The sequence below is a fragment of the Paenibacillus sacheonensis genome, assembly GCF_009909195.1.
Lineage (GTDB): Bacteria > Bacillota > Bacilli > Paenibacillales > Paenibacillaceae > Paenibacillus_Z > Paenibacillus_Z sacheonensis.
In genome coordinates, this window is the sequence record NZ_JAAAMU010000002.1 from 209,338 (window position 1) to 221,662 (window position 12,325).

The window sequence follows — 12,325 nt, forward strand, 5'->3', positions numbered from 1 at the left end:
GCAATAGGGGAGGGCGAAGAGATGGACCACACCTGCCACGACGCGGCGACCGCGGATGAAGGTCATGCGGCGCACCGCACGAGCTCGCACAGCCAGGAGACGAAGAACAAGCTGATTGCCAGGCTGAACCGGATCGAAGGACAAATCCGCGGAATTAAAGGCTTGATTGATAAAGACACGTATTGCGACGACGTGCTGAACCAGATTGCTGCCGCCCAATCGGCGTTGAACAGCGTAGGAAAGCTTCTATTGGAGCATCATATGAACAGCTGCGTGATCGATCGCATACAGCAGGGCGACCATGAGGTCGTGAAGGAATTGATGATTACGATGAACAAGTTGATGAAATAACGAAAAGGCCGGCAGCGTATAGGAGTGCAAGGTCTTTTTTTTGTCTATTGAAATACCCCTATGGGGTATGTTATAGTGGGATTGAGACAGCATATACCCCATGGAGGTATATAGACCGGGAAAGGATTTGACGACGATGACGATGGAAAACACGACCCTTCGCATCAGCGGGATGACTTGCGCGGCTTGTTCGTCCCGAATCGAGAAAGGGCTTAATCGAATAGATGGCGTCGCGAATGCAGCCGTTAATTTGACGATGGAAACCGCGCGGGTGGAATACGACGGCAGCGTTACCGATCCGGCGGCAATGGTGGACCGGATCGAGGCGCTTGGTTACCGGGCGGAGCCGTATACGGAGACCGCTCCGCCAGGGAAGTCGGCAGAGCTGAAGCGGCTTCGCATGCGCTTCTGCATCGCGGCGATTCTGTCCCTGCCGCTGCTTGCGGCGATGGCGGGCCATTTCCCATTCCTTTCGTTCCTGACGCTGCCGGAATGGCTGATGAATCCCTGGTTCCAGCTGGCTTTGGCCACGCCGGTGCAATTCTGGATCGGCGGTCCGTTCTACGTCGGCGCTTATAAAGCGCTGAGGAATCGCAGCGCCAACATGGACGTGCTGGTCGCGATGGGCACGTCGGCCGCTTATTTCTACAGCCTCTACGAGACGGCGGCATCGCTCGGGAACGGCGCGCATAGGTTGGAACTGTATTATGAAACGAGCGCGCTCTTGATTAGCTTCTTGCTGCTCGGCAAGCTGCTGGAGACGCTGGCCAAAGGGCGCACCTCGCAGGCGATCGGGGCATTGATGGGACTCCAGGCCAAGCATGCCACCGTTATCCGCGATGGCCTAGAGCTGAAGCTGGCGCTCGAGGACGTCGCGGCGGGCGATCTCGTTCTCGTCAAGCCCGGGGAGAAAATCCCCGTCGACGGCACGGTCGTCCGCGGCAGCTCTTACGTGGACGAATCCATGCTGACGGGCGAGAGCGTGCCGGTGAGCAAGGAGGCCGAAGACCGCGTCATCGGCGCTACGATGAACGGCAAAGGAGCGCTCACGATTCGCGCGGTCGGCGTCGGCAGGAACTCCGTCCTTGCTCAGATCGTCCGGGTCGTCGAGGAAGCGCAAGGTTCCAAGGCGCCGATTCAGCGAATCGCGGACGTGATTTCGGGAATCTTCGTGCCGATCGTCATCGGCCTTGCGGTCGCGGTGTTTCTGCTCTGGTACTTCGCATTCAGTCCCGGCGTATTCACGGATGCGCTTCGCACGGCGATCGCGGTGCTGGTCATCGCTTGTCCCTGCGCGCTGGGATTGGCTACGCCGACCTCTATCATGGCAGGCTCGGGGCGGGCTGCCGAGCTCGGCATCTTGTTCAAGGGCGGCGAGCATCTCGAGCGCGCCCACGGCTTGGATGTCATCGTGCTGGATAAGACGGGCACGGTGACGGAAGGCAAGCCTCGCCTGACCGACTTGGAACTTGAGCCCGGATTCGAGTCCGAGCAGCTGGTCGGCTGGATCATGGCAGCCGAGAGCAGTTCGGAGCATCCGCTTGCGGAAGCGATCGTGGCCGGACTGCGGGATCGCGGCCATGCGCCGTCCGATGGCTTGCAGCGCTTCGCTGCCGTCCCGGGTTTCGGCATCGAAGCGCATGTCGACGGCCGCGAGATCATCATTGGCACCGGACGCTTTCTGTCCCAGCGCGGGGTCGTTCTAAGCGAAGCCCGGATGCAGCGCCTCGCGGAGCTCGAGGAGAGCGCGAAGACCGTCATGCTGGCTGCGGTCGACGGCAGCATCGCGGCAAGCCTGGCCGTGGCGGATACGATCAAGCCGACATCTCATGCTGCGGTTACCGCATTGAAGGCGCTCGGCTTGGAGGTTATGATGGTAACAGGCGATAATCAGGCGACCGCGCATGCGGTAGCCCGGCAGGCCGGGATCGACCATGTGCTTGCCGAAGTGCTGCCCGAGGGCAAGGCGCAGGAGATCAAGAAGCTCCAGGCGCAGGGCAAGAAGGTCGCCATGGTCGGGGACGGCATCAATGATGCTCCGGCGCTGGCCACGGCGGATATCGGCATCGCCATGGGCACGGGCACCGATATCGCGATGGAAGCAGCCGACATCACGCTGATGCGCGGCGACTTGAACAGCCTTGCCGATGCAATGGACCTGAGCCGCAGGACGATGGCGAATATCAAGCAAAATTTATTTTGGGCGTTGGCGTACAATGCGATCGGCATCCCCATCGCGGCCGCCGGACTGCTGGCGCCATGGGTAGCGGGCGCGGCGATGGCGCTGAGCTCCGTATCGGTCGTGCTCAGCGCGCTGCGGCTGCAGCGGTATCGGCCGCGTTAAGACGGCATTTAGGGATCATACGTTTATTTATAGAAGGAGATGGATGAGGAATGACGAGCGTGATTGAAGTAAAAGGCATGTCGTGCCAGCATTGCGTGAACAGCATCGAAGGCGCTTTGAAGAAGAAGGGCGTATCCGCGAAGGTAGATCTTGCGGCCAATCGCGTCACGGTTAATTATGAAGAGAAGACGATCACGATCGCCCAGATCAAGTCGACGATCGAGGATCAAGGCTTCGACGTCGTATCCTGATTCATGTCCGGAACGAAAGCGAAGCAGGGCTGGGCCAGTTTCAAGGCTAATCCGCAAAAACGGGTTAGCCTTTTCTTGCGCGGTCATGCTATGATTGATGTTTGATTGGAGGCTCTCGAGACGTGAACAATTATCCGTTTGAATTTGACCCGAAAACGCCGTTCATTCAGCAAGCCAGCGACTGGATCGCCGACGTGTTCTATGAGCGGCTCCCCGAGGCGGGCTTCGAGCTGCGGGATGAACAGATTTACATGGCGTTCCAGCTGGAGCGCGCTTACAACGAGAAACGGACGATCTTTGCCGAAGCCGGCGTCGGTACGGGGAAGACGTTCGTCTATTTACTTTATGCCATTAATTATGCGCGGTATACGCGCAAGCCGGCGATTATCGCCTGCGCGGACGAGTCGCTGATCGAGCAGCTGGTCAAGCCGGAAGGCGATATCGCGAAGCTGGCGCGTTACCTGGATTTGACGATTGACGCGCGGCTCGGCAAATCGATGGATCAATACATTTGCCTGAATAAGCTGGACGACGCGCGCGGCGGCACGGAAGATTTGGAAGCTTTCGGAGGCGTCCATGCTTCGCTGCCGGATTTCGTGAATAATCCCGGCACGATGCAGGCTTTTCAGCCTTATGGCAATCGGAAGGACTATCCCCATCTGACGGACGAGCAGTGGAATGCCATATCCTGGGACGTGTTTCAGGATTGCCTCGTCTGCAGCAGGCGCCACCGGTGCGGACAGACGCTCTCGCGGGAGCATTACCGCAAAGCGGCGGATATTATCATCTGCTCGCATGATTTCTATATGGAGCATGTGTGGACGTACGAAGCGCGCAGGCGCGAAGGTCAGCTGCCCCTGCTGCCGGAGCACAGCTCGATCGTCTTCGACGAAGGCCATTTGCTCGAGACGGCCGCGCAGAGCGCCTTGACCTATAAATTCAAGCACAGCGTATTCGAATCGATCATTACGCGCTTGCTGCAGGGCGAAATCCGCGAGACGCTTGCCGTGGTCATCGACGAAGCCATCGAACAGAGCGAGAAGCTGTTCGACATGCTCGCCGCGGGAAGCATTGCCGTCGAAGCGTCCGATCGCAGGGAGGTTCCGCTGACCGACGAACTGCTTCGCGAGCTGGATCGATTCGGCGCGCTGCTGTCCGGGATCGAGGAGGAGCTGGTCTTCGAGAGCGGCATGTTTACGATCGATGCGTACCAGCTCACGATCGTCGAAGAGCATATCGAGATGCTGCAGCTCGCGCTCCGGTTGTTCAAGCAGCCGCAAGGGCTGATCTCTTGGGTGGAGGCCGACAAAGACGGCACGACGCTTGTCATCATGCCGAAGCTGGTCAAAGAAGTGCTGAAAGAGCGCGTGTTCTCCAAGCAGATGCCGGTCGTCTTCTCGTCGGCGACGCTCTCCGTGGACGGTTCGTTCCAGTACACGGCGGACAGCCTCGGCATCGAGGATGCCTTATCCTTCTCGGTCGCATCGCCATACGATTACGAGAACCGAATGAAGGCGGTCGTATCGAGCGAATCCGACCGGGCGTTGAAGCTGGATATGGCGCTGGATCGTCTGCGGCAATCGCGAGGAAGAGCGCTTGTCCTATTCCCGTCCATGGAGGAGCTGCGCTGGTTCCAAGGCGAAATTTCGGGCAAAGCAGGCTTCACGGAATTCCGCTTCTTGTTCGAGGGAACCGCGGAGATCAGCCATCTCATCGCGGAATTCCAGAACGACGAGTCCAGCGTTCTATGCGCGGTCACCTTGTGGGAAGGACTGGATATTCCTGGACCGTCGCTATCGCATGTCCTGATGTGGGCACTGCCGTTTCCTCCGCATGATCCGGTCTTCGCGGCGAGACGCAGGGAATCCGCCGATCCGTTCTGGCAGGTGGACATGCCGTACATGCTGCTTCGTCTTCGCCAAGGAATCGGCCGCCTGATTCGCAAACGCGACGACGAGGGCATCGTGACGATCTTCGGACGCGAGCTGGAGGAAGAAGCCATTCTGGCGCGCGCGAAAGCCGTTCTCCCGGCTGGCGTTACGCCAGAAAGCCTTTTCTGGGCGGCGAATTGACATCTATCTTAGCGGCTCTTACAATTTAAATAGTTTGATAGAAAAGGAAGGGGAATGAGATGACGCAGCCGGTGAAGAAGTCTACGTATAAAAGCCAGCGCAGAGCCGAACAGGAGAAGCTGGAGAAGCAGCGCAAAACGACGAGGAAGCTGATCTGGATCACGGCGGCCGTCGTCGTGCTCGGCATCATCGCGGCCGTTATTTTCACGCCGAGATCCAATCCGACCGATTTCGATTACGCCAAGCTTCCCGTGCTTGGCAAGGCCGACGCGCCTGTCAAAATCGTCGAGTTCGGCGATTACAAATGCCCGTCCTGCCAAGTTTTCAGCCAGCAGGTGAAGCCGCTCTTGGAGAAGGATTACATCGACACGGGGAAGGTCGCGCTTTACTTCAAGGATTTCGCGTTCATCGGACCGGACTCCTTCACGGCCGCCGGGGCGGCGCATTCCGTATTCCATCAGAGCAACGACGCCTTCTGGAAGTATTATGACGCGCTTTACAAGAACCAGCCCGACGAGAAGACGCTGTGGGCGACCTCGGATTATCTCGTGCAGCTGGCGAAGGACAACGACATCGGCGTCGACCTTGATCAGCTGAAGAAGGACATCGACGGCAAGACCTACGAAAAAGATGTGAAGAAGAGCAATTCCGACGCGAACAAAGCGCATGTGCAATCGACGCCGACGCTGTTCATTAACGGCAAGGAATTCACCGGCAGCTTCGCAAGCTACGCGCAGCTGAAGCAAGCGATCGATAAAGAGCTGGCGGCAGGGCAAGCCGAATGACGACGGGATCGCCGATCATGGCGTTTTTCCGCCGGTACGCCCTCTATCTGGCCTGGGTCGTATCCATCGTCGCGGTCGCGAGCAGTTTATATTTAAGCGAAATCATGAAATTCATTCCCTGTAATCTTTGCTGGTATCAACGGATCTTCATGTATCCGATCGTTATTCTGCTCGGCATTGCTTGTTACGCCCAGGACCGCGGTATTATTCGCTACGTGCTGCCCTTGTCCGTCCTCGGCGGCTGCATCTCCTTGTATCATTATTTGGAGCAGCAGATTCCGGCGCTGGCACGGGCGCTGCCTTGCACGGTCGGCGTGCCGTGCAGCGAAGACTACTTGGATTGGTTCGGCGGCTACGTCACGATACCGTTCCTGGCCTTGATCGCGTTCATCCTGATTACCGCGCTCCTCGTGAACGGCTTGAAGAAGGAAGCGGAAGACGGCGAGGAAGAAGAGGAAACCGAGCTGCTTCAGGCGCATTGATGCATCGTTTCATAAGGCTGCCGCAGCGTCTTCCTAGGACGCCGGCAGCTTTTTTTGCGTTTTTTTCCAAAGATGTCGCATGAAGGAACCGATATAAGTAGAAGTAACGTTTAAATATGAAGATTATGAGGACATTCGCCACATGATTTGTTCCTCCCAATCAGTTCTGTTATCATGTATGGATGAACGTTACAATGGGGTAATGGAAGATGACAGTCGCAATTCCGTTGTACAATTAGTGATGGAGGTAGCCGTTAATGACAGCAGACAGCAATCAACACAAGTCGCCCTGGGAGCTCTATTACGGCCCGAACTTGGGTTACATCGAAGAAATGTACGAACGATTCCTGCTCGATCCGAAAGACGTAGATCCCGCCGTAAGAGAATCCTTCGAGAAGTGGGGACCGCCGCCGTCCGCGTCGGCAGGCGCGAACGTGAACGTCAGTCCTCCGCTCAAGGTTACGACGGACGGTTCCAATAGCATTAAGACAGTCGACCCGGCGTATTTGAAGAAAATCGTCGACGCCGGCAAGCTGGTCCGCAACCTTCGCACGTTCGGACATCTCGCTGCAGATAACGATCCCCTCGGCTTGACGCCGCTGCCGGATACCCGCTTGCTGGAGCCGTCGACGTTCAAGCTGACCGACGAAGACCTGGAAGCGATCCCGGCGTCGCTGATTTGGGAAGAAGCGCCCGGCACGATCAGCAACGGCAAGCAAGCCATTAACCATTTGAAGGACGTCTATACGAAGTCGTTCGGCTTCGAATTCGCGCATATTCACGAGCAGGACGAGCGCCTGTGGCTGCGCCGCCAAGTCGAAGTCGGCATGGCCAGCAAGCCGATGAGCGCCAAAGAACGCATCGCGCTGCTTCAGCGCCTGATCGACGTCGAACAATTCGAAACGTTCCTGCACCGCTCTTTCGTCGGACAGAAACGATTCTCGATCGAAGGAACCGATACCTTAGTACCGATGCTGGACGAAGTCGTGAGAGAAGTCGCTCATGACGGCGCACGGCATATTCTGATGGGCATGGCGCACCGTGGGCGTCTGAACGTACTGACGCATGTCCTCGGCAAGTCGTACTCGGCCATCTTCTCCGAATTCCATCATTCGCCGAACAAGGAAAAATCCGAAGGCGCGATGGGCGTCACCATCGGCTGGACCGGGGACGTGAAATATCACCTCGGCGCGCACCGTTCGGTCAAAGAAGGCGAAACGGTCGAGACGCGCATTACGCTCGCGAACAATCCGAGCCACTTGGAATACGTCAATCCGATCGTCGAAGGCTTTACGCGCGCGGCGCAGGACGACCGTTCCAAAGCGGGCTATCCGGTCGCGGACTTCGGCAGCGCGGCGGCGATTCTGATTCACGGGGACGCGGCGTTCGCCGGAGAAGGCATCGTGGCGGAAACGCTCAACTTCAAGAAGCTTCGGGGCTACGAGAACGGCGGCACGATCCATATCATCAGCAACAACCGTCTCGGCTTCACGACCGAGAGCAAGGATTCCCGTTCGACGTACTACGCGAGCGACTTGGCGAAAGGGTATGAAATTCCGATCGTGCACGTCAGCGCCGACGATCCGGAAGCCTGCATCGCCGCGGTTCGCATGGCCTGCGAGTACCGCCAGAAATTCCATAAGGACTTTCTGATCGACATGGTGGGCTACCGCCGTCACGGCCATAACGAAACGGACGATCCGGAGACGACCCAGCCGCTGCTGTACCAGAAGCTTCGCAAGCATCCGGTCGTAAGCCGCATCTACAGCGAGAAGCTGAAAGAGAAAGGCCTGCTGAACGAAGAGCAAGTCGAAGAACTGCGCCAACAGGGGCTCGCGAAACTGCAAGCCGCGCTGGATGAAGTAAAGGGAAATGATAAAAGCTATAAACAACCTAAGGTGGACGATGCCGGCAGCAAACGCCGCAAGAAAGACATCGTGACGGCGGTTCCGCTGAAGAAGCTCTCCGCCATCAACGCCGAGCTGCTGAAGTGGCCGGAAGGTTTCAAGGTGTACGAGAAGCTCGAACGCATCCTGAAGCGCCGCGCCAACACGCTCGAGCCGGGCGGCAAGGTCGACTGGGGCCAAGCGGAGGCGCTCGCGTTCGCGACGATCCTGTCCGACGGCACGCCGATCCGTCTGAGCGGACAAGATTCGGAGCGCGCGACGTTCGCCTTCAGAAACATCGTGCTGCACGACGTGGAAAACAACAGCACGTTCTCGCCGATGCACACGCTGCCGCAGGCGAATGCTTCGTTCGGAGTTTACAACAGCCCGCTCGCCGAGGCATCCGTGCTCGGCTTCGATTATGGCTACAACGTGTTCTCGCCCGAGACGCTCGTCATTTGGGAAGCCCAATACGGAGATTTCGCGAACTGCGCGCAGGTCATCATCGACCAATTCATAACGGCTGGCCGCGTGAAATGGTCGGAGAAATCCGGTCTTGTCATGCTGCTTCCGCACGGCTACGAAGGAAACGGTCCCGAGCACTCCAGCGCGAAGCTCGAGCGGTTCCTGCTCCTCGCGGCAGAAGATAACGTGACGATCGTCAACATGACGTCGGCCGCTCAATACTTCCACTTGCTGCGCCGACAAGCGGCGACCTTGAATACCGAGGAAGCGCGTCCGCTTATCGTCATGGCGCCGAAGAGCTTGATCCGGAACCCGAGCGTCGCATCGGATCCTTCCGAGCTTAGCGAAGGCTCCTTCAAGCTCGTGCTGGAGCAGCCGGGCCTAGGCAAGAAGGCGGACAAGGTGGAACGCCTGATCTTCTGCACGGGCAAAATGGCCATCGATCTCGAAGCCGCGCTCGAACTGAAGGACGGCCAGGCAGCCGACGCATGGGACTGGCTGCATATCGTTCGCGTAGAGCAGCTTTATCCGTTCCCTAAGACGGACGTGGAGCAAATCATCGCGCGTTACCCGAATGTGAAGGAAGTGCTGTGGGTCCAGGAAGAGCCGCAAAACATGGGCGCTTGGAACTACATCGAACCGCGGATCCGCGCGCGCGTTACGGAAGGCACGACGGTGCGTTACATCGGCCGTCCGAAACGCTCCAGCCCGGCGACCGGCTTCCATTACATCCATAACATAGAGCAGCAGCGCATCGTGTCCGTAGCGTTGACTGCGACAAGCAAAGTCAAAGTCCGTTAGATATCCATTAGATCCGGCAAGGAGAGAACAGCGATGAGTGATATTAAAGTACCCGAGATGGGCGAATCGATCGTAGAAGGCACCATTTCCAAATGGCATGTTAAAACCGGCGACAGCGTGAATATCGGCGACGTATTGGCCGAGCTGGAAACGGACAAGGTGAACATCGAAATCAGCGCGGAGCAGGCAGGCACGGTCGAATCCCTGCTGCGCTCCGAAGGCGACACGGTCGCCGTAGGCGAAACGATCGGCGTAATCGGCAGCGGTGCCGGCGCCGCTGCGCCGGCTGCAAGCCAGCCTGCAGCGACCGCGGCTCCCGTGAGCCAGCCGGCTGCCGAAGAACCGGAGATGAAACCGGCAACGCCGGCATCGCCTCCTGTCGCGGCTTCCGCTCCCGCAGCCGACCCGAATGCATCGATCTCCTCGGCAACGCCGGCTGCCCGCAAGCTCGCAAGAGAGCGCGGCATCGACTTGACGCAAGTCCAGTCGCTCGATCCGCTCGGCCGCATCCGTCAATCGGATATCGAATCGCACGGCACGGCGAAGCCGGTCGCGGTAACTGCTCCGGCGCCCGCGACAGCAGCGCCTTCTTCGGCTCCGGCTGCTGCAGAGCCAGGCAAACCGGCAGAACGCCGCAAAATGTCCCGCCGCCGCATCACGATCGCGAAACGTCTCGTCGAAGCGCAGCACACGGCTGCTATGCTGACAACGTTCAACGAAGTCGACATGACGGCGATCCTCGACGTCAGAAAACGCCGGAAGCAGGCGTTCCTCGACAAGCACGAGGTCGGTCTTGGCTTTATGTCCTTCTTCACGAAAGCCGTTATCGGCGCGCTGAAGGCTTTCCCGCTGTTGAATGCGGAAATTCAGGGCGATGAAATCCTCGTGAAGCAATACTACGATATCGGCATCGCGGTTTCCGCGAAGGAAGGTCTCGTCGTTCCGGTCGTTCGCGACGCCGATCGCCTGGGCTTTGCCCAAATCGAGAAGCAAATCGGCGAACTGGCCGGCAAAGCGCGCGCCAATACGCTGTCGCTGAACGATCTGCAGGGCGGAACGTTCACGATCACGAACGGCGGCGTCTTCGGATCGCTGCTGTCCACGCCGATTCTGAATGCCCCGCAGGTCGGCATTCTCGGCATGCACAAAATCCAAATCCGTCCGGTCGCGATCAACGCGACGGAGATGGAGAACCGTCCGATGATGTACATCGCGCTCTCGTACGATCACCGGATCGTAGACGGCTCGGAAGCGGTACGCTTCCTCGTCACGGTCAAGGAACTGCTGGAAGATCCGGAATCCCTCTTGCTGGAAGGCTAAGAAGGACGATTCGAACCTCATGACGACTGAAACCTCACAATTTGACGTCAGGGCATCTGCCCCGTATCGTCAACTTGTGGGGTTTTTATTTAAATATAAGAAAGCATCCGTTTTTGCTATACTATTCTTATATTTCTAAGGATTGCTAAGGGAAGAAACATACCATGCAGCCTGAGGCGGAGTCATCCGGCTCAATCAACGAGAGAAACGGAGGCGGATGAGATGAACGTACGTAAAATGCGCTTGTTTGATTTCGAGAACATCCACTCCAGCGAAGATCGGGACGAATACGAGAAGGATTACGCGCGATTGATCCAATCGCCGGCATTTCGCCGGCTGCAAGGCAAGTCGCAGGTTTTCGGAGCGGGCTCCGGCGACTATTACCGCACGCGATTAACGCATTCGCTGGAAGTATCGCAGATCGCCCGCGAAGTAGCGCGGAAGCTGGTCAAGACGAATCCGTTCCTGGCCAAACGGGAGCACCCGGGCCTTATGATGGACCCCGAGGTCGTGGAATGCGCCTCCCTGGCCCATGATTTGGGCCATCCCCCGTTCGGGCACAAAGGGGAAGAAGTGCTGAACGAAATCTTGCTCGAAGAATGCGGGCTCAAGTACGAAGGCAACGCCCAAAACTTCCGCATCCTGATGTTCTTGGAGAAACGCGCTGGCAGCGACAGCGGTCTCGATCTGACGGCCGCCGTGCTGCTGGCGATCAATAAATACCCGTACTGCCTGGACGATCCCGGACGGCTGAAGGGCGTCTACGGCATGGAATGGGAAGGGATCAGCTCGCTCCGCAATGCGTGGGGCATGCCGGAAGGCTGCGCGACGCTGGAAGCGCAGCTGATGGATCTATGCGACGATATCGCTTACTCGACGCATGATATCGAGGACGGCATCCGCGCCGGCAAAATCCAGATGAATCCGAGCCTGTTCGAGGACGACCGCCTCGTCGCCAACGTCATGCAGGAGATCATCGACGATCCCGGCAATGCCGTCATGCATTGGGAGCAGGTCGACATGAAGCAAATGGTGAAGCAGGCGCTTCTGCATTACTTGCAGCAGTGGGAGAGCATCTACGTGGAATGCGGCCGCGAACCGTCCCGGACGAGACGCGAGATGAAGGCGCGCTGGGTGCGCAAGTTCGTCAGCGGCGTCGGCATCATCGACGATCCGGTTACGGGCTGGAAACGGGTGACCTTTATCCGCGACGGCGTGCAGGATCTCGAGCTTCTGCGGACGATGGAAATATTGAAGAAGCTGGCCTGGGTGACGTTAATCAAGGACTTCCGCGTGCAGCGCTTGCACAAGCGAAGCGAAATCATGATTAAACGGCTCTGGGACAGCTTCAAGGTGCAGGACACCGGCAGGCTGATCATTCCCCCGGATTGGCTCGAAAGCTACGAGAGACAGCGCAGCAAGTGGCCCTGGGAGCGGATGGTGGCCGATTATATCGCCGGTATGACGGATGCCTATGCCGAGAAGGTGTACGCGGAGTTCTATGCCAGCCGTTCCGGTTCGATCTACGAACGCGATTAACGGAGCACAGGCGTAATTAAGAAGACGAT

9 protein-coding genes are annotated in these 12,325 nt (G+C 58.1%); all 9 read left to right on the forward strand.

Translation table 11 applies throughout. From position 1 onward, the window contains the following. Positions 1–21 precede the first annotated feature (21 nt). Positions 22–351, forward strand: coding sequence for a metal-sensitive transcriptional regulator (locus tag GT003_RS03970; RefSeq protein WP_161694688.1), 330 nt, complete (start codon positions 22–24; stop codon positions 349–351). A gap of 136 nt (positions 352–487) precedes the next feature. Then, complete coding sequence (locus GT003_RS03975) at positions 488–2,695, forward strand: heavy metal translocating P-type ATPase (protein ID WP_275589125.1); 2,208 nt, start codon at positions 488–490, stop codon at positions 2,693–2,695. A 50-nt stretch (positions 2,696–2,745) separates the two neighbouring features. Then, entirely contained in the window at positions 2,746–2,946 is a 201-nt protein-coding gene (locus GT003_RS03980; protein WP_161694692.1) for a cation transporter, read from the forward strand. A 122-nt stretch (positions 2,947–3,068) separates the two neighbouring features. Next, the gene (locus GT003_RS03985; RefSeq protein ID WP_161694694.1) at positions 3,069–5,018 is read left to right on the forward strand and encodes a helicase C-terminal domain-containing protein; all 1,950 of its coding nucleotides are present in this window, start codon (positions 3,069–3,071) and stop codon (positions 5,016–5,018) included. 59 nt (positions 5,019–5,077) lie between these two features. Continuing rightward, the gene (locus tag GT003_RS03990; RefSeq protein ID WP_161694696.1) at positions 5,078–5,803 is read left to right on the forward strand and encodes a DsbA family protein; all 726 of its coding nucleotides are present in this window, start codon (positions 5,078–5,080) and stop codon (positions 5,801–5,803) included. After that, positions 5,800–6,285, forward strand: coding sequence for a disulfide oxidoreductase (locus GT003_RS03995; protein ID WP_239565613.1), 486 nt, complete (start codon positions 5,800–5,802; stop codon positions 6,283–6,285). Before GT003_RS03990 ends, GT003_RS03995 begins: the two co-directional genes overlap by 4 nt. Positions 6,286–6,542: 257 nt before the next feature. Further along, on the forward strand, positions 6,543–9,437 hold the full coding sequence (locus tag GT003_RS04000) for a 2-oxoglutarate dehydrogenase E1 component (protein WP_161694698.1): 2,895 nt from the start codon (positions 6,543–6,545) through the stop codon (positions 9,435–9,437). Positions 9,438–9,470: 33 nt separating this feature from the next. Beyond that, on the forward strand, positions 9,471–10,757 hold the full coding sequence (gene odhB, locus GT003_RS04005) for a 2-oxoglutarate dehydrogenase complex dihydrolipoyllysine-residue succinyltransferase (protein WP_161694700.1): 1,287 nt from the start codon (positions 9,471–9,473) through the stop codon (positions 10,755–10,757). Positions 10,758–10,979: 222 nt separating this feature from the next. Next, entirely contained in the window at positions 10,980–12,296 is a 1,317-nt protein-coding gene (locus GT003_RS04010; RefSeq protein WP_161694702.1) for a deoxyguanosinetriphosphate triphosphohydrolase family protein, read from the forward strand. Positions 12,297–12,325: the final 29 nt, after the last annotated feature.

Coding starts and splice junctions, on each gene's coding strand:
- GT003_RS03970 (WP_161694688.1), top strand. CDS start 22: ATGGACCACACCTGCCACGACGCGGCGACCGCGGATGAAGGTCATGCG.
- odhB (WP_161694700.1), top strand. CDS start 9,471: ATGAGTGATATTAAAGTACCCGAGATGGGCGAATCGATCGTAGAAGGC.
- GT003_RS04010 (WP_161694702.1), top strand. CDS start 10,980: ATGAACGTACGTAAAATGCGCTTGTTTGATTTCGAGAACATCCACTCC.
- GT003_RS03975 (WP_275589125.1), top strand. CDS start 488: ATGACGATGGAAAACACGACCCTTCGCATCAGCGGGATGACTTGCGCG.
- GT003_RS03990 (WP_161694696.1), top strand. CDS start 5,078: ATGACGCAGCCGGTGAAGAAGTCTACGTATAAAAGCCAGCGCAGAGCC.
- GT003_RS03995 (WP_239565613.1), top strand. CDS start 5,800: ATGACGACGGGATCGCCGATCATGGCGTTTTTCCGCCGGTACGCCCTC.
- GT003_RS03980 (WP_161694692.1), top strand. CDS start 2,746: ATGACGAGCGTGATTGAAGTAAAAGGCATGTCGTGCCAGCATTGCGTG.
- GT003_RS04000 (WP_161694698.1), top strand. CDS start 6,543: ATGACAGCAGACAGCAATCAACACAAGTCGCCCTGGGAGCTCTATTAC.